The sequence below is a fragment of the Achromobacter sp. Root170 genome (assembly GCF_001428165.1).
Classification (GTDB): domain Bacteria; phylum Pseudomonadota; class Gammaproteobacteria; order Burkholderiales; family Burkholderiaceae_B; genus Achromobacter; species Achromobacter mucicolens.
Genome location: NZ_LMHN01000015.1, coordinates 297,052 through 316,871, shown reverse-complemented (window position 1 = coordinate 316,871; position 19,820 = coordinate 297,052). Strand labels below are relative to the sequence as shown.

At 65.9% G+C, this 19,820-nt stretch carries 21 protein-coding genes; 7 read left to right on the top strand and 14 right to left on the bottom strand.

Features of this window, described 5'->3' with window-relative positions:
- Positions 1-169: 169 nt before the first annotated feature.
- The 4 genes from bamC to ASD87_RS15820 form a co-directional block, all read right to left on the bottom strand.
- Positions 170-1,294 (bottom strand): outer membrane protein assembly factor BamC, encoded by a 1,125-nt coding sequence (gene bamC / locus ASD87_RS15835; protein ID WP_056323402.1) that lies wholly within the window; start codon positions 1,292-1,294, stop codon positions 170-172.
- A gap of 17 nt (positions 1,295-1,311) precedes the next feature.
- Positions 1,312-2,217, bottom strand: coding sequence for a 4-hydroxy-tetrahydrodipicolinate synthase (dapA, locus tag ASD87_RS15830; protein ID WP_056323399.1), 906 nt, complete (start codon positions 2,215-2,217; stop codon positions 1,312-1,314).
- 88 nt (positions 2,218-2,305) lie between these two features.
- Positions 2,306-2,953 (bottom strand): site-2 protease family protein, encoded by a 648-nt coding sequence (locus tag ASD87_RS15825; protein WP_056323397.1) that lies wholly within the window; start codon positions 2,951-2,953, stop codon positions 2,306-2,308.
- Positions 2,954-3,022: 69 nt separating this feature from the next.
- Positions 3,023-3,649, bottom strand: coding sequence for an L-threonylcarbamoyladenylate synthase (locus ASD87_RS15820; protein ID WP_056323394.1), 627 nt, complete (start codon positions 3,647-3,649; stop codon positions 3,023-3,025).
- An 84-nt stretch (positions 3,650-3,733) separates the two neighbouring features.
- Between ASD87_RS15820 and ASD87_RS15815 the strand changes: the two genes are divergently transcribed.
- The 3 genes from ASD87_RS15815 to ASD87_RS15805 all read left to right on the top strand — a co-directional run bounded on the left by ASD87_RS15815 (position 3,734) and on the right by ASD87_RS15805 (position 6,096).
- Positions 3,734-4,585: a neutral zinc metallopeptidase gene (locus ASD87_RS15815; protein WP_056323391.1), complete on the top strand. Its 852-nt coding sequence runs from the start codon at positions 3,734-3,736 to the stop codon at positions 4,583-4,585.
- 213 nt (positions 4,586-4,798) lie between these two features.
- Positions 4,799-5,335, top strand: a complete 537-nt coding sequence (locus ASD87_RS15810; protein ID WP_056323388.1) for a hypothetical protein — start codon at positions 4,799-4,801, stop codon at positions 5,333-5,335.
- Positions 5,332-6,096 (top strand): DUF1828 domain-containing protein, encoded by a 765-nt coding sequence (locus ASD87_RS15805; protein WP_056323386.1) that lies wholly within the window; start codon positions 5,332-5,334, stop codon positions 6,094-6,096. Before ASD87_RS15810 ends, ASD87_RS15805 begins: the two co-directional genes overlap by 4 nt.
- A 5-nt stretch (positions 6,097-6,101) precedes the next feature.
- Here ASD87_RS15805 and ASD87_RS15800 read toward each other — a convergent pair whose 3' ends face one another.
- From ASD87_RS15800 to ASD87_RS15790, 3 genes are all read right to left on the bottom strand, one after another.
- Positions 6,102-6,377, bottom strand: a complete 276-nt coding sequence (locus tag ASD87_RS15800; protein ID WP_056323383.1) for a hypothetical protein — start codon at positions 6,375-6,377, stop codon at positions 6,102-6,104.
- Positions 6,378-6,608: 231 nt separating this feature from the next.
- Entirely contained in the window at positions 6,609-7,265 is a 657-nt protein-coding gene (locus tag ASD87_RS15795) for an N-acetyltransferase (protein WP_082586310.1), read from the bottom strand.
- Between the two features lie 136 nt (positions 7,266-7,401).
- Positions 7,402-8,130, bottom strand: coding sequence for a helix-turn-helix transcriptional regulator (locus ASD87_RS15790; RefSeq protein ID WP_056323380.1), 729 nt, complete (start codon positions 8,128-8,130; stop codon positions 7,402-7,404).
- A gap of 80 nt (positions 8,131-8,210) precedes the next feature.
- Here ASD87_RS15790 and ASD87_RS15785 point away from each other — a divergent pair, with 80 nt between their 5' ends.
- Positions 8,211-9,458 (top strand): MFS transporter, encoded by a 1,248-nt coding sequence (locus ASD87_RS15785; protein WP_056323378.1) that lies wholly within the window; start codon positions 8,211-8,213, stop codon positions 9,456-9,458.
- A 4-nt stretch (positions 9,459-9,462) separates the two neighbouring features.
- Here ASD87_RS15785 and ASD87_RS15780 read toward each other — a convergent pair whose 3' ends face one another.
- Together ASD87_RS15780 and ASD87_RS15775 are read right to left on the bottom strand one after the other, a co-directional pair.
- A complete protein-coding gene (locus ASD87_RS15780; protein ID WP_056324574.1) occupies positions 9,463-10,092 on the bottom strand; it encodes an FMN-binding negative transcriptional regulator in 630 nt (209 codons plus the stop codon).
- 135 nt (positions 10,093-10,227) lie between these two features.
- Positions 10,228-10,422: a hypothetical protein gene (locus ASD87_RS15775; RefSeq protein ID WP_056323375.1), complete on the bottom strand. Its 195-nt coding sequence runs from the start codon at positions 10,420-10,422 to the stop codon at positions 10,228-10,230.
- 225 nt (positions 10,423-10,647) lie between these two features.
- Here ASD87_RS15775 and ASD87_RS15770 point away from each other — a divergent pair, with 225 nt between their 5' ends.
- From ASD87_RS15770 to ASD87_RS15765, 3 genes are all read left to right on the top strand, one after another.
- Positions 10,648-11,346, top strand: coding sequence for a DUF3313 domain-containing protein (locus ASD87_RS15770; protein ID WP_056323372.1), 699 nt, complete (start codon positions 10,648-10,650; stop codon positions 11,344-11,346).
- A gap of 117 nt (positions 11,347-11,463) precedes the next feature.
- Entirely contained in the window at positions 11,464-11,631 is a 168-nt protein-coding gene (locus ASD87_RS27200; RefSeq protein WP_174245436.1) for a hypothetical protein, read from the top strand.
- Positions 11,628-12,245, top strand: a complete 618-nt coding sequence (locus tag ASD87_RS15765; RefSeq protein WP_255357265.1) for a YiiX family permuted papain-like enzyme — start codon at positions 11,628-11,630, stop codon at positions 12,243-12,245. Before ASD87_RS27200 ends, ASD87_RS15765 begins: the two co-directional genes overlap by 4 nt.
- Positions 12,246-12,312: 67 nt before the next feature.
- Here the strand turns inward: ASD87_RS15765 and ASD87_RS15760 are convergent, their stop codons facing one another.
- The 5 genes from ASD87_RS15760 to ASD87_RS15740 form a co-directional block, all read right to left on the bottom strand.
- A complete protein-coding gene (locus tag ASD87_RS15760; protein ID WP_056324571.1) occupies positions 12,313-13,626 on the bottom strand; it encodes an amidohydrolase family protein in 1,314 nt (437 codons plus the stop codon).
- Positions 13,627-13,730: 104 nt separating this feature from the next.
- The gene (locus ASD87_RS15755) at positions 13,731-15,551 is read right to left on the bottom strand and encodes an SLC13 family permease (RefSeq protein ID WP_056323366.1); all 1,821 of its coding nucleotides are present in this window, start codon (positions 15,549-15,551) and stop codon (positions 13,731-13,733) included.
- A 25-nt stretch (positions 15,552-15,576) separates the two neighbouring features.
- The gene (locus ASD87_RS15750) at positions 15,577-17,007 is read right to left on the bottom strand and encodes a basic amino acid/polyamine antiporter (protein WP_255357264.1); all 1,431 of its coding nucleotides are present in this window, start codon (positions 17,005-17,007) and stop codon (positions 15,577-15,579) included.
- Positions 17,008-17,090: 83 nt separating this feature from the next.
- Positions 17,091-18,332, bottom strand: coding sequence for an arginine deiminase (gene arcA / locus ASD87_RS15745; RefSeq protein WP_056323362.1), 1,242 nt, complete (start codon positions 18,330-18,332; stop codon positions 17,091-17,093).
- A gap of 16 nt (positions 18,333-18,348) precedes the next feature.
- Complete coding sequence (locus tag ASD87_RS15740) at positions 18,349-19,770, bottom strand: basic amino acid/polyamine antiporter (protein WP_056323360.1); 1,422 nt, start codon at positions 19,768-19,770, stop codon at positions 18,349-18,351.
- Between the last annotated feature and the right edge of the window lie 50 nt (positions 19,771-19,820).

Sequence of the window (19,820 nt, the reverse complement as noted above, 5' to 3'; positions counted from 1 at the left end):
CCGCACTGAAGACGCAAAAAAAACCCTGGCATGTGATGCCAGGGTTTTTTTGTGCCTTGCCGGAACGTAAGCGACGAGAAGTCCGCGCTTGCCGCCGGCCGGGCATGGGCACCCGACCCGGGGCCCTGCCGACGGCCGCTGCGCGTGAGCGCGCGGCCCGGCGGTTCTATTACATCTTGTCCTTCAGGACGCTCAGCAGGCGCTGCGCGGTCGGGCTGCTGTCCGGCGTACCGTTGGCGTCCAGGACCGAGACGGTCGTCTGTTCGCCGTTGCCCACCAGGTGGATACGGTACTGAGCAGCCTGCGCCTTCTTGTCGCCAGAGAACATGCGGCTGAAGAAGCCGGGCTGTTCCATCTTTTCGCCGGTGTCGGTGTCGACATAGCGGACGAAGTAGTCGCCGGAGGAACGATCGCGGTCATCGACGGCGAAACCGCCGCCATCGAGCGCCACGCCGACACGGCGCCAGGCGCGGTCGAAGGATTCGCTGACGATGAGCGACGCGCCCTGGGCTCGGACGTCCTGCTGCACGGCGGGACGCTGCGGCGAGGCCTCGGCCTGCTGCACCAGCTTGCGGGCGTTGTCGACGTCGGTACCCAGGAAGACCATCATGCGCGCCAGCATGGCGGCGTTCAGGCCCGGGTCTTCCTTGCCGTTCTGCCACTGCACCTGCGATCCGTCGGAGCCGACACGCTTTTCGAGCATCTGGCGGTGGCTGACGTAGATTTCGGTGTGACCGTTGACGCGTTCGACGCGGGTGCGGAATTTCTCGCGCTCGCCGCTATCCCACGCCGATTCCAGCACCGCCCCCAGCGCCTGGCGCAGCCAGCTTTCGGGGATCTTGGCGCGGTTCTCGGCCCAGTCCGTTTCGATCAGGCCGGCACCGGGATTGTTGGTGGCGACGGTAAAGCCGCTTTCGGTCCAGAAGTCGATCAGGCGGGGGAAAACCTGCTCGGGCGGACGGTCCACGACGAGCCAGCGCAGATCGCCGTCGCGTTCGACGCGCATGTCCGAACGGTTGGGAAGCACGTTGCTGGTCTTCGGGGCGCTGGCCTGGGCCACACCCTGTTGCTGGAATTCAGAGAAGGTGGTGGAACCCGAGGCCGGCGCGCGGTAGCGGGGATCGCTATTGGCCTGCGTCAGGTCGGGCGGAATGCTGAGAGGCTCTCCACGCTGGTTTACCGCGCTCTTGTAGTCGACCGATTCTTCATTGCCCAGGAATTGGTTGACCTCGGAGCACCCGGCCAGCAACACCAGAGACATCAATGCCGACAAACCGGCATGACGCTTGTTCATACGTTTCCTCACGATATTTAGAGCAGTCCCGTTTCCTGGAGCGCATTGCGCACCGTTGCGTGATGCTGCGCGCTCAGTTCGACCAGCGGCAGCCGGTAGCCCAGCGCGCTGCGGCCCATTTGGGCCAACGCCCACTTGACGGGGATGGGGTTGGCTTCGACGAACAAAACCTTGTTCAGACGCGCCAGGAACGCGTTAAGTTCACGGACCTTGGGCACATCGCCCGCGAGGGCGGCGGCACAGAGGTCGCGCATGAGCTTGGGCGCCACGTTGGCCGTGACGGAAATGTTGCCTCGCGCGCCCAGCAGGATCAGGGCCGCAGCGGTGGGATCGTCGCCGCTGAAGACCTGGAAGCTGGCAGGCGCTTCGCGCAGCAAGAGGCCGCCGCGGGCGATGTCGCCGGTGGCGTCCTTGATGCCGATGATGCCCGGCACCTGCGCCAGGCGCAGGATCGTCTCGTTGCTCATGTCGGCAACGGTGCGGCCCGGCACGTTGTAAAGAATGGTGGGCAGGTCGACGGCTTCGGCGATGGTGCGGAAGTGGCGGTACAGGCCTTCCTGCGACGGCTTGTTGTAGTACGGAACGACCGACAGGCCAGCCTGCGCGCCCACTGCCTTGGCGTGGCGGGTCAGGTGGATGGCTTCGTCGGTGGAATTGGCGCCCACGCCGGCAATGACCGGAATGCGGCCGGCGGCATGTTCGACGGCAACGCGGATGAGTTCCGCGTGTTCTTCCATGGAGACCGTGGGCGACTCCCCGGTGGTGCCCACCACCACCAGCGCGTCGGTGCCTTCCTGGACATGCCAGTCGATCAGCGACCGGTAGGCAGCGTAGTCCAGGCTGCCATCGGGTTGCATTGGGGTGACCAAGGCCACCATGCTGCCCTGGAAATTAACGCCTGCGGCGGTAGCAGGGGATGCCATAGATGTCGGGCTCCAAAACCCCGCGGCGGGATTGCCCCAGGGCCTGATTCAGTGAAACCGCTGAGTTTAACGGATATTGGGTGGAATCTTACAGAAACCACTGAACGATCGTCGTTCCCAGCCCGAGCACCGGTTGCATCAATAACCAGAGCACATCGGTGACCAGCAGGACAATGACGATGATCAATCCATACGGCTCGATTTTCGAGTATTGCCAGGCCAGGCGATTGGGCAGCAGGCTAAAGAGAACGCGTCCGCCGTCCAGCGGCAGGATGGGCAGCAGGTTCAGCGCCATCAGCACCAGGTTGACGTTGACGCCCGCCACCGCCATTTCGAACCAGAAGCTTTCGTGCAGGCCGCTTTCCATGAAGAGCCGCAGCGACAGCGCCCACAAAATGGCCATGAACAGGTTGGCGGCCGGTCCGGCCAGCGCGACCCAGGCCATGTCTTTCTTGGGACGGCGCAGGCGGCCGAAGTCCACGGGCACCGGCTTGGCCCAACCGAAGAGCAAGCCGGGACTGCCCATGAGCTTGGAGGCAAGCAGGATGGCGACCGGGACCAGCAGCGTGCCGACGGGGTCGATGTGGCGTGCGGGATTCAGGCTGACCCGTCCGGCCTGGTAGGCGGTCGGATCGCCCAGCATGCGCGCCACGTAGCCGTGCGCCGCCTCATGCAGGGTGATGGCGAAGATAACCGGTATCGCGTAGACCGCAATGGTTTGGATGATGTCATTCATGGCGAACCGGATTGTAGATGAGCCGCGCGCCAGCGCGGCGCGTCTCGTGCATCGTGGCGAGGGGGAATATCAGACAAGTCCGAGGGTAGCGGGATCGCCGCGGCCCAGGCGCACGACGACCGGCTCGTCGCCGGTCAGGTCGATCACGGTGGTGGGCGCTTGCGGGCAGGCGCCCGCATCGATGATGGCGGCCAGATCGTGGTCGTAGCGCTCGCGGATTTCCTCGGCGTCGTTCAGCGCCTCGGTTTCATCCTTGGGGATGAGCGTGGTGGACAGCAGCGGCGAACCCGCCTGTTCCAGCAAGCCCAAGAGGACGGCGTGATCCGGCACGCGGATGCCGATGGTCTTGCGCGAGGGATGCGACACGCGCCGCGGCACTTCCTTGGTGGCTTCGAGAATGAAGGTCCACGGGCCGGGCGTCGCGGCTTTCAGCAGTCGGTATTGCTTGTTGTCGACGCGGGCGAAGTGGCCGATTTCGGCCAGGTCGCGGCACAGGAGGGTGAGGTGATGACGTTCGTCCAGTCCGCGCAGGCGGCGCAGCCCGTCGGCGGCGCTTTTGTCGTCCAGGCGGGCGACGACGGCGTAACTGGAGTCGGTGGGCACTGCCACCAGGCCCCCGTCATTGAGCCATTGCGCGGCTTGCTTGAGCAGCCGCGGCTGGGGATTTGCGGGGTGGACAGAGAAATACAAAGCCATGGGTTTATCCTAACATCCTTGAAGGCCGCCCAATAGCGCGGCGATGCAAAATGGCGGTAATGACGATCCGCCCGGAGAACCAGTATGCGCCTCGATAATTCGCGCCAGAGCGACAATGTGGAAGACCGCCGTTCCAGCGGCCCACGAATCGGCGGCCGCGGGACCATTGGCATAGGCACGATAGTACTTGCCTTGGTGGCGATGTACTTCGGCGTCGATCCGCGCGTGGTCCTGGACATGGCGGAAGGCCCGGCCGTGCAGGAGCAGGCGCCCGCCTCGGCCCCGCCGGCCAACGATCCCCAGGCCCTCTTCGTGTCCAAGGTCCTGGGCGAAACCGAAGACGTGTGGACCGGCATCTTCCAGAAGGAACTGAACCGCCAGTACGTCGAGCCCAAGCTGGTGCTGTTTCGCGGCGCCACGCCCACGGCCTGCGGCACCGGCCAATCCGCCATGGGGCCCTTCTACTGTCCGGGCGACAGCAAGGTCTATATAGACCTGTCGTTCTTCGACGAACTGCAGAACCGGTTCAAGGCCCCCGGCGATTTCGCGCAGGCGTACGTGATTGCGCATGAAGTCGGCCATCATGTGCAGCACCTGCTGGGCATCTCGGACCAGGTGGACCAACTGCGCCGGCGCAACCCGTCGCAGGCCAATGCGTTGTCGGTTCGGCTGGAACTGCAGGCGGATTGCTTTGCCGGCCTGTGGGCGCAGCGCGCGGATGCCGCGCGCAACATCCTGGAAGGCGGCGACGTCGAAGAAGCGCTGGCGGCCGCCACCGCGATCGGCGACGACCGCCTGCAGAAGCAAAGCCAGGGATACGTCGTGCCCGATGCCTTTACGCACGGCAGCTCCGCGCAGCGCGTGCGCTGGTTCAAGCGCGGCCTGGAAAGCGGCAGCATCAAGCAGTGCGACACGTTTGGCGCGACGTCTCTGTGACGCCCGGCGCTGCGCGGCCCTCGCCCGCTCCGGGCCGCACGGCGCCAACACCTGTATATCCATCCAGGCCACAAACCCCGGCCGTCTTCATCTTGTAAGATTACGCCCCCTCGCAATGCTGCGCGCGCGTGTCTTCACCGCGGCGCGGCGGGGCGCAGCGCATGCCGCATGCACGTTTTGCTTCGCGCGCCCCCAGACCCTAGATTCGTTTCCATGGCCAACAAGTTCGAACCGCTAATCACCGTTGATGAGGTGCAAGAGATTCTTGCCGAACCCAAGGAAACCGCCAAGCCGATCCTCTGGCTGCCGAAACCCGCCGCGGGCAATGCCCAGTGGATGGAGTTCAGCTGTCCATGCAAGATCAAGGGCGAGGTGCGCGAAGACGTGATCTTCCGCGTCATGTACCGGGGCGCCCGCACGGCGGTGCATGGGCAGGCCACCATCTTCCTGACCGAGGCGTTCTGCGCCAGTCTCTTCGTGGGCCCGCACCGGGTGTATGGCGTCGATACCGACGATTCGTTCCACACCAGCCTGGTGGGCGCGGACCGGCCGCAATACCGCAAGCCGCTTGCCGACCGCAGCCATGAACACATCTGGGTCGAAGAAGGCGAAGGCTATGCCGAGCCCATCGTGCCCGCGCTGGACACCATCGGCGCGCTGATGCAGTATTTCCTGCCGCGAGCGAACCTGACGCTGGCCGGCGGCTTTGCGCATCCCCTCAAAGGCCGCCAAATCGAACTGATCCTATGAGCAATTTTCTGGAAGCCTCCGGCTGGACCGTCCTGCCGGCGGGCGAACACGCCATTCGCGCCGTCTCTCCCATGACGTTGGGCCTGGACGGCCAGCACGCCGCCTTTTTCATCGCGCATCCCGATGAGTCGTCGTTCTACCTGACCGACGCCTGTGAGACCGCCATGCATGCGTCCAGCTTTGGCATCGACGTGGCGGCCAAGCGCATCGACATCCTGAACGAAACGCCGGGCGTCACGCTCGCCCATTTCGACCGGTCCGGCGCCATCGTGGCCGAAGGTCCGATCGAGCAGTTGCAGGAAGCGCTGTGGGACGCGGTGAAGCTGGCGATGGCCTTGTCGTTCCAATGCTCGAAATGGATGCCGAGGTTCAGCCAGCTGCGATTCCGCGCGCAGGTGGGCCGCGCGCTGGCCGAAGGCGTGGGCGTGAACCGCATGGTCAAGGGCGCGCGCGCCAAGGGCAGCAGCGGCCACACGGCGGACTTTGCGTACGCGGTGCGCGCGGCGGGCAGCACCGCCCTCACCTACATCGAGCCGATCGCCCTGAAAGCGGGCAAGAAGATGGACTGGACGCAGGTCTACCAGACCCACGGCAAGATGTCGGATGTGAAGATGGCCGATGCGCGCAACTCGCGCATGGTGATTCTTGAAGACGGCGCATCGGCCGAGGAATTCAAGAAGGCCGTGACGATCCTGGAGCAGTCCGCCACCGTGCAGACGCTGGCCAAGACCCGTGACTGGCGAGAGGTGTTTTCGGCCTAGCCGTCTCAGGACGGCGTGTTGGTCAGGCCGTCGACGATTTCGCGGCCGTGCACGATGGCCGCATGCACGGCCTCGCGCGGACTGTAGACGAAGCCGCCGCCCGCAAACTGGGGCACGGGGTATTCGTCGCCGCCTTCGAGTATGGCGCCTGCCTGGACAACCATCACCGAGGCAGTGAAGACAGGGCCGCTGGCTTCGGGCGGGGGCACGATAGCGCCGCCGCCCCGGGACACCTTGGCCGTGAGGCGGTATCCCTTGTAGATCAAGTTGTTCTGATGCACTTCGGTAGTCCTCTATCTGCCGTCGAGCATACTCCGTGATTTCATGACAATCCGGATAAGTTTTGTAACTCAAGCAGAAAATAGAAACACTGTTGCGCCAACGCAGGCGTGTCCCCGTTTCTCAAATGTTGAGAAGCGCATCCGCTTTCATGCCTGAAAGGTAGCGCCGGCGCGGCTTGCGAGCCGGCGCCTGCGCTGCACGCAACGGCGCCCACCGCCGATTCCGGGGGATTACCCTAGGGTCTGTTGCGAAAGCGCATCCTCGGACATATTCATCCCTGTCACGCGCATGTAGTCGTCCAACCGCCAGCCCTTGCCGAGCAGGATCATGCGGGTATGCAGGTCATCGCGCACGCGGGGCGCCACCTCGCGCCCCATATAGGTGAGCTGCTTGCAGCGCAGGTCCACGTAACCCAGCGCGTAGTGGCGCGACAACCCCATCCACAGGCGGTGCGCCCCGACGGACTGGCGGGCGCCGCTAAGAATGCACAGGCCAGCGTCCAGCGCCCACCGGTACACCGCGGTGGCCAGGCCCATGCCCTGGTAGGGCGCTGCGTACTTCGAATGCGGCGCGCGCACGTAGGGATCGGCGCGCCGGCCCACTTCGATCAGACGGTTGAACACCGTATAGCCCGCCAGCCGGTCCCGCCGCACGTCCACCACATACACGTAATACTCGCCGTCGGCCTCGCGATAGCGAAGCACGATGCCAGGAATGTCGGTCTTGACCTCCGGCAATCCATGCAAGCGGTCCATCGGACGATTCATGCGGTTGTGGATGGCATCGAGCTCCTTGTCCACTTCCTGGGGACTATGGTTAACGTCGATGCGCAATTCCGTCACGATCGACATGACGTGACGGAACGCGTGCAAGGCCAGCGTAGGCAAGGCCACCTCCTGTACAGGGTTGAAGAACGGTCCGCGAGGGACGGGAGACGTAAAAAAAGCCGCATCCGCGGCTTGAAAAGTTGTGTGCGGGTGCACCGCCGGTCAGGGCGGTGAATGGGGCCAGGCGAGGAATCGATCACGCTGCTGCATGCGTGTCCCTTTGGGCTGCGGGCTGGTCGCCCGCCAGACCAAAAAATGCCGGGAATTGCCGCTCGCCCTTGGCCGTGATGCGCAATGCGCGCGAGTCCAGGTCCTTTGCGACCCAGCCGCGCGCGAGCAGCGCATCGAGCAGCGCCGCGCCCAAGGCGCCGCCCAGATGGAAACGCCGTTCGCTCCAGTCCAGGCACGCGCAGGCGAAGCGGCGGCGGCGCTGGCGCGCCTGGGCCACGTCGACGCCCACTTGCGCGAGCGACGCTTCGCCCAGCGGCGTGAGCACATAGGCGCGCCCGTCCGGCGTCAGCCAATGCCGGCCCAGCATCGCGTCGTGGATGCGCACGGCCAGCGTGCCGGCCATGTGGTCGTAGCAGGTGCGGCTGTCGCGCAGCGCGGACGGCGTGGTCGGCTTGAACGGCGCGCGCTCGGCGCCCGCCACCACCAGCAGCGCCTCCAGCGCGTGGCCGACATCGCCGCTGGCCAGGCGGTAGTAGCGGTGCTTGCCCTGCACGGCCATTTCCACCAGGCCCTGATCGCGCAGGCGCTGGAAATGGCTGCTGGCCGTGGACGCGCCGATGTCGGCGGCCGCGGCCAGTTCCGTGGCGGTGCGCGCGCGGCCGTCCAGCAACAGGCACAGCATGCGCGCGCGCGCGGGATCGGCGATGGCGCCTGCCACGGCGGACAGGTTGATGTCGGCGAACTCGGAATCCATGATTCGATATCGGCCAAAGTGTTGTGTGTAGGCCGTAAGCATACTTCGCCGCATCGAAACTCGCATCAATCGCCCAGACCATGTCCGCCTCCCCTCCCTTTTTCGGCTGGAAAGTCCTTTGCGCTACCTTCGTGCTCGCCGTCTTCGGTTGGGGCGTGGGTTTTTACGGTCCGCCGGTATTCCTGCACGCCGTCGTCCAGCGCACCGGCTGGAGCGTCGCGCTGGTATCGGGCGCGGTCACGCTGCACTTTTTGGCCGGCACGGTGGTGGTGGCCAACCTGCCGCGCCTTCACCGCCGCATCGGCGTCGCCCGCACGACCGTCGGCGGCGCGGCGCTGCTGGCCGTGGGCGTGGCCGGATGGGCGGTGGCGCAGACGCCCGCGCAGCTGTATGCCGCCGCGGCGTGCAGCGGGATGGGCTGGGTGACGTTGGGCGCCGCCGCCGTCAACGCCCTGATTGCCCCCTGGTTCGTGCGGCGGCGTCCGGCCGCCCTGGGCATGGCCTACAACGGCGCCAGCGTCGGCGGCGTCGTCTTTTCACCGCTATGGGTGTTCCTGATCGCGCACGCCGGCTTTGCGCAGGCGGCGTTGTGGGTAGGGCTGGCGATGGTCGTTGTCATCGGCGTGCTGTCGCGCAAGGTGTTTTCAGTGACGCCGCGACAGCTTGGCCAGGCCCCGGACGGCGACGCGGGGGGCAAGCCGCCCACCGCCACCCAGACCGCGCCGGCGGCCGCCGGCCCGCTGCGCCGCGACCGCGCGTTCGTGACGCTGGCCGCCGGCATGGCGCTGGGCCTGTTCGCCCAGATCGGCCTGATTGCGCACCTGCTGTCGCTGCTGGCGCCGCTGCTGGGCGCGCAGACGGCGGGACTGGCAATGGGACTTGCCACCGCCAGCGCCATCGCCGGACGCTCGCTCGTCGGCTGGCTGATGCCTCCGGCGGCCGACCGCCGCCGGATTGCCTGCGCGGCCTATGCCGTGCAGATCGCCGGGTCGCTGGTGCTGATGTTGGCCGGGGACCACGCGTGGGCGGTGTGGGCGGGCGTGGTGCTCTTCGGGTCGGGCATCGGCAACGCCACGTCCCTGCCGCCCCTGATCGCACAGGCGGAATTCGCGCGCGAGGATGCGGCCCGGGTGGTGCCCCTGATCGTGGCGCTGTCGCAAGGCGCCTATGCCTTTGCGCCGGCCGCCTTCGGGGCGCTGCGGACCTTGTTGCAGCCGACGGGGCTGGCGCTGCCGGGTTTCCTCGCCGCCGCCGCCGTATTGCAACTGGCTGCCATCCTGTGCTTTGCCGCCGGTCGTGGCGCCCACGCCAGGCGCGTCGCGCCCTGACGCCTCAGGCGCCGCCGCGCCGCGCCACCAGGCCGGCCATGACCGCGTCGCCGCGTTCGTTGACCAGCCCCTCGGCCACGCCCTCGCGATCGGCCGCGTTGCGGTTCTGGCTGACCTTCCACTTGCCTTCGATGCGCGCGATGGGGATTTCCACGCCGATGATGGCGCGCATCTGCGCGGCGATGAAATCGGCGGGCGCCTCGTCCACGCGCCACGGCTGGGCGCGCGCACGCTCCTGGCTGTCGGTCAGCGCCTCCAGCTGGGCGCGCAGCCACGCCGGATCGTCCTGGATGACAGGCGTGCCCCACACGTGGACAGCCACGAAATTCCAGGTGGGCACCACCTTGTGCGTCTCCGCCTTGGTCGCGTACCAGGACGGCGTGATGTAGGCCTGCGCCCCGTGGAAGGCCACCAGGCACTCGCGTCCCGAAGCCAGTTCGGCGAGCTGCGGATTGGCGCGCGCCACGTGCAGGCGCAGGACGCCATGCGGGCCTTCGGGATAGAGCAGACAGGGAATGTGATTGGCCATCAGCCCGCCGTCGCCGCTGGTGCAGACGACGCCCAGCGGGTGGGCGCGGATGAACTCGTGCTGGATATCCAGCGAATCTTCGCGAAAGGCGGACGGCAGGTACATGATGGCGGCGCGATGAAAAGGTCGGAAAAGCGACAACATACCGCGCGCGTGGCCCCACTGAAAGAGCCACACCTTCCGCGTTTCATGGAGCCAAGCACCTCGTACGCCAACTGGCGCCGCCAATGCGTCTCGCTGCTATCGTCGGGATCGCGCGTAGGCGGCGTTCATGCGTTCGCGGGCCTCGGTTTCATGCGCAAAGGCGCGGTCGTAGTTTTCAAGGCAGCCGGGCGTCGGACTGGGCCACTGGATCGCGGCGATCGCTTCGGTCAGTTCATCGCGGGCCCGCTGCCATTCCTTGACGGCGGCATACCATTCGTTGGCGGTGTCCATAGATGTCTCCTTCTATGTGCACATGCCCATCGTAGCGCTGGCCACAGGCGGCAAGACAGCGTTTTCGCATGGCCAGAAGGATGATGCGGCCAGGCGCGCAGACGATGCTCGCAGCCAAAAAAATAGCCGCGGCAGCGCGAGTTTCGGGCAGATAATTGCCAGCATGAATCGTGCCGGTCGTGAGTCCGCCGCCGCGGACGCCGTTGCCTGAAAAGGAAAGCCCCCATGAAGCCCAACCTCGCACTGTGCGCGGCCTGCAGCGCACTCATCGGACTGGCCGGCTGCACCAACCTGCCCAAGGCCAAGGACTATTCCACCGCGCTTGGCGAACCCCAAAGCCAGCTCCAGCAGGACCCGAACTGGAGCGGCGGCCGCATCTGGGTCCGGCCGGGGCCGCCGATCGGCAGCCAGTTCGACAAGAAGCTGCTCTTGGAGAATGTGACCTACATTCCCGGCGACCGGCCTGACGAGTTGGACTTTCGCGACAATGCCGAACTGCGGCAGCGCGTGCTGGACTACATGAACGCCGCCTTGCGCCGGGAGTTTTCGCAGGCCGGCTATCAGCTGATATCGGCGCCCGCGCCGCGCTCGGTTCGGCTGCGGGCCGCCATCACGGGCACCTTCCGCAACGATCGCGATCCGCGCCCGGGCGAATACGTGCCGATCGGCTACGTACTGGGCCAGACGGCCAAGGCCGCGGGCCTGCGCGATCAATCGGCGCGGCTGTTGATCGAAGCCTCGGCGCGCGATGCCACCACCAACCAGCTGCTGATCGCCTCGATGGGCGCCGTCACGGGCAGCAACCTGCCCGAGAGCCGCAAGCCCACGGCGGCCGACGTGCAAGGCGCCATCGACGACTGGGCGCGCCGGGTTCGCGAGCAGTTCGACCGCATCTGGGTCGCGGAAATTCCCAAAACGCCGTGACGCGCGGGTGACCATTTTCCGCTGCATATCACGATGTGATGAATATTGACGTCAACCCTCACTTACCCAGGGACCACGGCTAATGCTACTGTTCCGCCTGTGCAAGGAGTACATGCAATGGATCAGAAAACAAAGCCCTGGGCATTTCCCAAACCCCACCCCGAAAACACGCCACGCGGCGAGCGCAACAAACAAGAGTTCGACACGCCGCCCAAGGAAGAAAAGCCCGCGGCCAAACCGCGCGCCAAAAAGCAGACGCCTGCGACAGGACGGGCTCGCCCGTGAGGCTGGCGGCAAAGGTCTGTGCGGCCGCCGGGGCAGCGCTTTGCGCGCTGTCCATGGCCGCCGCCGCAACGCCCGACCTGCAGACGGGCGACATGGTTTTCCAGCAGTCGCGATCGGCGCAAAGCCTGGCCATCCAACAGGCCACGCATTCGCCCTATAGCCACATGGGCATGATCGTGACGCGCCAAGGCCAGGCCTACGTGCTCGAGGCCGCGGCGCGCGTCAGCTACACCCCCCTCTCGCAATGGATCGCGCAAGGCGAGCGCGGCCATTACGTCGTCAAGCGGCTGCGCGACGCATCGCAGCTCACGCCCGACGCGCGCGCCCGCCTCGCCAAGGCGGGCGCCGCCTATGTGGGCAAGCCCTACGATCTGGTGTTCGCCTGGTCGGACGACCAGATTTATTGCTCCGAACTGGTCTGGAAGATCTACGAGCGCGTCCTCGGCGTGCAGATTGGCGCGCTGGCCCCGCTGAAAAGCTTCGATCTGGCCTCGCCCGCCGTGCAGGCCAAGATGCAGGAACGCTACGGCAAGCGCATTCCCTGGGAAGAACCCATCATCTCGCCGGCCGCCATGTTCGCGTCGGACCAACTGGTGACCGTCGGCACCTTCTGACGGCGGCGCCGCGCCGATAACGGCGCGCGCCGTGGGGCATCATGCCTGCGCCGCCCGCCTGAAACGCTCAGCGTACCGGCACGGTGTCCTTGTAAAGCACACCGTCCTTCATGATGACCAGGAAGTTTTTCTCCGGGTCACCGATCAGCGAGATGTCTTCAATGGGGTTGCCATCGACCAGCAGCAGATCGGCAAGCGCTCCCTCGCGCACCACGCCCAGGTCGCCGCGGTAAGGATTGCGCTTGCCCGACAGCTTGAGCAATTCGGCGTTCGTGCCGGTCGCCATCATGAGAGTCTGTGCCGGCGTGTACCACCGCGTGAGGCTGGCAAGGATCCTGCCCTGCTGCGCCGCCAGCTGGCTGGAAAAAAGGATGTCGGTGCCGAACGCCGTCTTCAGTTTGTACTTGATCGCCAGCTGATAGGTCCGGTCGGTGCCGGCAAAGACCTCCTGCGCTTTTTGCCATTGGTCCGAGCCGCGGGGAAAGGCGTCCGCCAGTTCGTCCGGAAAGGGCTGCGTGCTAAGCCATGCGCCCGATCGGGCCATCAGCTGCGCCGTTTCCTCGTCCATCATGCTGCCGTGCTCGATGCTCTGCACGCCCGCCTTGATGGCCCGCTGGATGGCGGTGGGCGTGTAGGCGTGCACCGCCACGTAGGTACCCCAATCCGTCGCGGCCTCCACCGCCGCGCGAAGTTCGGGCTCGGTGAACGTCACGACGTCCAGCGGACTGTGCGGCGACGACACGCCTCCGCCGCCGGTCAGCTTGATCTGCGTCGCGCCCTGCATGAGTTGCTCGCGCGTGCGCAGGCGCACTTCGTCGGGGCTGTCGGCAATGGTGCTGTCGCCGGCCAGATCGTGCCGCGACGCTGGCGCCCCTAGCGTGCGCGGCAGGTCCGCCATCGAACGGAAATCGCCATGCCCGCTGGTCACGCTGATCATCGCGCCGGACGGGTAGATGCGTGGGCCCGGGATCACGCCCTGGTCCACCGCCTGCTTCAGGCTGAACGCCGAGCCGCCCAGGTCCCGCACCGTGGTGAAGCCGCGCATCAGCGTCTTGCCCGCCTCCACGCCCGCGACAATGTTCAGGTAGGTCGGATCCTGGGTCATCGCCACGGCCAGCGGCACGCCGACGAACATGCTGTGCCAGTGCATGTCGATCAGCCCCGGCATCAGCGTGCGCCCGCCGCCGTCGATGACCCGCGCGCCGTCGGCCGGCACCTTGTCGCGCGACACCTTCTCGATGACGTTGCCGTGGACCAGCACGCTGCTCGCCGGACTCAGCTCGCCCGACACGCCGTCGAAGATGCGGACATTTTCGAAGAGGATCCGGGAATCGGCCGCCGCCGGCGCGCCCGGCGGCGGCGCCGCGTGGGCTGCGGGCAAGGAATGGGAATGCGCCGAAGCAGCCCCGAAAATCAGCAATGCCGCCGTGAATGCAATACCAGTCCTGACAACCATGATCGCGCCTCTGGGTAAGTCATCCGCCCTCAGGACGGAAACAGGATCGGGATCAGCATCACGCTGACCACCAGGGAAAACAAGGTCAATGGCGTTCCGATCTTCAGATAGTCGGCAAAGCCAAAGCCCCCCGCCACGCTGACCAGTGCATTGGAAGGCGTGGACACCGGCGACATGAACGCCGCGGACGACGCGATGGCCACCGTCATCGCAAACGCGTAGGGTGAAGCATGCAGGCTTTCGGCGATGCTGATCGCCACCGGGCCCATCAGCACGGCAGTGGCCGTGCCCGACACCACCACGCCCAACGTGACGGTCGCCACGAACACCAGCGCCAGCTGTCCGTAGATGCCCCAGTCGCCCGAATAGTGCAGCAGGAACTGCGCGGCCATATCGACGCCGCCGCTGCGCTTGAGCGCCAGCGCAAAAGGCAGCATGCCCACGATCAGGATCAGTGCGCGCCAGTTGATCGACCGGTACGCCACGTCCAGCGTCACGCAGCCGAACAGGCCCATCATCAGGCCGCCGATCAGGCCCGCCATCACGTTGGGCACCCAGTCGGTCAGCATCAGGAACACGACCGTCGCCAGCGAGAACAGCGCGTGAAGGGCGCGATTGGGCACCGGCACCAGCGAATCGGCTTCGACCGGCATGGCCAGGCTGACCAGATCGTGCTCTTCGGCCTGCAGCGAGAAAATGCCTGCCCACGGGCCGACCACCAGCAGCGTGTCGCCCACGCGCATCTTTACATTCGGCAGGTCCCGCATGGCCTCCTTGCCGCGCCACAGGCCGACAACAAAGAGCCCGTGCCGCGCCAGCACCACTGATTCGCGGGCATTCGCGCCCTCCAGCCGCGACTCCGAGGGGATGATGACCTCCACCATGCCCACGTCGCGCGCCTGATCGGTGAAGTACACCCCGGACATCGCCAGCCGTTTGACCTGATGCCGGACGCAGAATCCGTCGATGTCGAAACCCTCGGCGTCCATGTCCAGCAACAGGATGTCGCCCGCTTCCAGCACGTCGTCCGCCGTGGGGCGCATCACGGCCCGGGCGAAGCGCGAATGGCGTTCGATCGCGATGACGAACGCCGCCTTGCCCAGTTCGCCCGCCCACATGCCAAGCTGACGTCCGACCAGATCGGAATCCTCCTGCACCAGCAGGCGGCAGGCCCGGTTCTGCAGGGAATACTTGGTGGCCCAGTCGCCGAAGCTGGGCCGGTTCGCGGCGCGCGGCCCCTGGCCCGCGTCGATCAGATTGCGCGCAAACAGCATGTAGGCGATGCCGCCGGCCAAGACCACAATGCCGATCGGCGTGAAGTCAAAGAAGCGAAAGCCCTCGTAGCCCGCATAGCCCAGCGCGCTGTTGAGCACCAGGTTCGGCGTGGTTGCCACCAGCGTCAGCATGCCGCTCATGGCTGCCGCCGCGCCCATGGGCATCAGGATCCGGCGGCTGGCCATGCCGGACTTGCGCGCGATCCGCAGGACGATGGGAATGAAGATGGCGACCACGGCCGTGGAGCTCATCACCGCGCCCATCGAGCCGACGGCCCCCATCACCAGCAGCACCAGCCATCCCTCGCTCTTGCCGCCATGCCGCAACAGCAGGTCGCCCACGGCCTGCGCGACGCCCGTGCGCACCAGCCCCTCGCCCACGACGAACAGGCAGGCGATCAGGATGATGTTGGGATTGGAGAACCCGTCCAGCGCCTCGCGGTAGGTCACCGTGCCGCTCAGGGGCAGCAGCAGCATGACCAGCAGCGCCACGGCATCGGACCGGGGCCGCCCGATGACAAACAGCACGACAGCCGCGCAGAGGATGGTGAGGACGATTGCCAGTTCGCTGACCATTGCCGTGCGGCTCCTTCGCGCGTCCCTAGAACGCCGTGTTGCCCGTGCTGATCGCCCACACGCCGATGCCGCACGACACCAGCACCAGAATCAGGATCGGCCATTCATACGGGGCAAAGATGTTGCCGCGCTGCTCCCGGCGGGAGATCAGAAAGAGGATGGTGCCAGGCGCATAGATGACGCAAGACAGGACGAAATACCGGAAGCCGCCCGCATACACCAGGCCGGCCGCATAGACCGTGGCGGCCACCGCCAGCGCCAGCTCGACCTTGCGCCGCCCGCTCCAGCCGTTATAGGTTTCGCCGCGGACGGTCAGCATCAGCCCAAACGCGGCCACGAAGAAATAAGGCATCAGGCTCATCGAACTGGCCATGTTCTTGAGCAGCACGAAGGTGTCTTCGGTAAAGAGCGTGACGATCAGAAAGAGCTGCACGATGCCGTTGCTGAGCCAGAGCGCGGCTGCCGGCACACCGTGCCGGTTTTCGCGGCCCAGGAACGACGGCATGATGCCCGCGCCGGCCGCGGCGCGCAGCACTTCGGCCGCCAGCAGGATCCACGCCAGATAGGCGCCTGCCACCGACACCATCAGCCCCACGCTGACCAGCATGCTGCCCCACGGCCCGACCACCGCGCGCAACACGCCCGCCATGGACGGATTGCGCAGCGCCGCGATCTCCGCGCGCGGCAGCACGCCGTACGACAGCATCGTCACCATCACCAGCAGCGCCAGCACCAGCAGAAAACCCACAATGGTCGCAACCGCCACGTCCTCGCGCCGCTTGGCGTAGCGCGAATAGACGCTGGCGCCTTCCACCCCCAGGAACACGAACACCGTGACCAGCATCGTGTTGCGCACCTGCTCGAAAAGACTGCCCTTGCCTTCACCGCTGAGCCCCTCGGCGATGTTCGCGCGCAGCACGTCCAGGTCCACGGCAAAGGCGGCAAAGACGATGAAGATCGCGATCGGGACGACCTTGGCGATGGTGACGACCGTGTTCATGCCGGCGGCCTGACGGATGCCGCGCAGGATCAGGAAATGGGTGGACCACAACAGCACCGAAGACACCAGCACGGCCGGCACGGTGTCGCCGTCGCCGAAGAATGGCAGCACGGCGCCCAGCGTTCCCTTGAAGATGACGAAGTAGCTGACGTTGCCCAGGCAGGCGGCCGTCCAGTAGCCCAGCGCCGCCAGAAACCCCAGATACAGCCCGAAGCCGGCCTTGGCGTACGCGAAGATGCCCGTGTCCAGATCGGGACGCCGGCGCGCCAGGAACTGGAAGACCATCGCCAGCGTCAACATGCCCGTGCCGGCAATGGCCCAGGCCACCATGCCGCCCACCGGACCGGTATTGCGCGCAAACACGCTGGGCAGCGAAAAGATCCCCGCCCCCACCATCGAGCCCACCACCATGGCGGCAAGCGCCATGCGAGAAAGTTTGGCAGTTTCCCCGCTCACGATCTTCTCCTGAAAAAGACCCAGTGCTTGCCCCGCCCGCGCGGCCGTCCCCCGCCGGGACGGTCGCGCGCGCCGATGCCCCGCTAGGCGGCATCCCGCGAGATCGGGCACGTCATGCAATGCCCGCCGCCGCGGCCCCGGCCCAGTTCCGCGCCGACGAAGGTGATGACCTCGATGCCCGCCTTGCGCAGCAGCGTGTTGGTGTAGACGTTCCGGTCGTAGGCCAGCACCACCCCGGGCGAGATGCAGACCAGATTGGCGCCACTGTCCCACTGCGTGCGCTCGCGGACATAGGCGTTGCCGCCAGTCTCGACCACGCGCATCTTCTTGACGCCCAGCGCCTCGCCGATCACGTCCACCAGCGACCCCTTGTCCTTATGCAGTTCCAGCGAGCCCGGGGTGTTGCCCGGCCGGTAGGAGAACGCCTGGACGTTGTTGACGATGTCGGGGTACATCAGCACGCAGTCACGGTCCGCGAAGGTCAGCACGGTATCCAGGTGCATGGCCGCCCGCAGCTTGGGCATGGCCGCCACGATCACCCGGTCGGCCGCGTTCTTGGCAAAGAGCGTGGCCGCCAGCTGGCTGATGGCCTGGCGCGACGTGCGTTCGCTCATGCCGATCATCACCGTGCGGTTGCCGATCGGCATGACGTCGCCGCCTTCCAGCGTGGCCAGCCCGTGGTCGGCCGTGGGGTCGCCCCACCAGACGTTCACCTTGCCGGCAAAGCGCGGATGGAACTTGTAGATGGACGACGTCAGGATCGTCTCTTCGTGCCGCGCGGGCCAGTACAGCGGATTGAGCGTCACGCCGCCGTAGATCCAGCAGGTCGTGTCGCGCGTGTACAGCGTGTTGGGCAGCGGCGGCAGCAGGTATTCCGTGACGCCCGCGGCCTCCTTGATCAGCATGAGCTGTTCGCCGCCCACCGACTCGGGAAACTCGTCGGTCGACAGCCCCCCGATCAGCGTCTCGGCCAGCTTGCGCGGCGCCAGCCCGTCCAGGTAGCTGCGGATCTCATCGAGCAATCCCAGCCCGACCTGGTTCGCCACCACCTGGTTGTCCAGGATCCACTTCTTTGCCTCCGGTATCGCGACCGTTTCGGCCAGCAGGTTGTGCATTTCCAGCACGTCCACGCCGCGGTCCCGCATCTTGGTCATGAAGTCGAAATGGTCCCGCTTGGCGTTGTCGACCCACATGACGTCGTCGAACAGCAACGCATCGCAATTGGAGGGCGTCAATCTTTCGTGGGCGCGTCCTGGCGCGCAGACCATCACCGTGCGCAATTGCCCGACTTCTGAATGGACTCCAAATTCCTCGGTATCAGCCATGACTAGCTCCCAGACGTTAAATGGCGATCCAGCCGTAGATCAGGCCGACGATGGCGGCCAAAGCTCCGACGCATGCCACGATGAATACGACCAACTCCCAACCTGTGAAGAACGACCTGCCCTGCTCGCGCCGGGCCCAGAAGTACAGGACAGACCCGGGCGCGTACAACAGCGCCGACAGCAGCAGGAATTTCAATCCGCCGGCGAGAATCATGAACACGGTGTAGATGGCCGCGATGCTGGCAAGCGTCAGATCGCGCTTGCGGTCCTTGCCGTCGACATACGTCTCGCCGCGCTTGGCAAGCTGCCAGCCGAAGCCGGCGACCAGCAGGTAGGGGATCAACGACATCGCGCTGGTCAGGCTCAGCATCAGCGCAAAGGCGTCGCGCGACCAGTACGTACTGATGACGAAAAGCTGCACGATGATGTTGGTCACCCACAGGGCCACGACCGGCACGCCGTTCTTGTTCTCGCGGGCGAACGCGCGCGGCATGTCTTCGTTCTTGGAAGCCGCGTGCATCACTTCCGCGCAGATCAGCGACCAGGCCAGATAGGCGCCCAGCACCGAGATCAACAGCCCCACGCTGACGAACACCGCGCCCCACGGACCCACCACCGATTCCAGCACGCCGGCCATCGACGGCTGGCGCAGCCCGGCGATGTCGCTCTGCTGCATGACCGCATAGGGCAGCAGCGACACCAGCACCATCAGCAGCAACGCCGTCACAAAGCCGATCAGCGTGGCCACCCCCACGTCCGAGCGCTTGGACGCGAACCGCGAGTACACGCTTGCGCCCTCGATCCCCAGGAATACGAAGACGGTCACCAGCATGGTTCTGCGCACCTGCTCGAACAGGCTGTAGCCGCTCATTTCGCCCCAGAAGTTGATGCGGAACAGGTCGACCTTGAACGCCACGAACAGCACGACGATGAACACCAGGATCGGAATGATCTTGGCGACCGTCACGACCGCGTTGATGAACGCCGCCTGCTGCACGCCGCGCAGGATCATGAAGTGAAACAGCCAGATCCCCACCGATGCCACCGCGATCGCGATGACCGTGTTGCCGTCTCCGAAAACGGGAAAGAAGGCGCCGAGCGTGGACTTGATCAGCACCCAGTACGACACGTTGCCGATGCAACTGCCGATCCAGTAGCCAAACGCGGACAGAAAGCCCATATAGTTGCCAAAGCCCGCCTTGGCGTACGCAAAGACGCCGGCGTCCATGTCGGGTTTGCGCTCGGCCAGCGCCTGGAACACGCGCGCCAGCGTGTACATGCCCGCCCCCGCGATGATCCACGCGATCACCGCGCCGACGACGCCCGTCGCCCCGCCAAAGGTCCTGGGCAGCGAGAAGATCCCGGCGCCGATCATCGACCCCACCACCATGCCGGTCAAGGCAAGCAATCCAAGCTTCTTGGGAGTACTGCTTTCCATCATGCACCTCCAATATTGAGCAAAGACGTGAGCGGGTCGGCCGGCTTGCC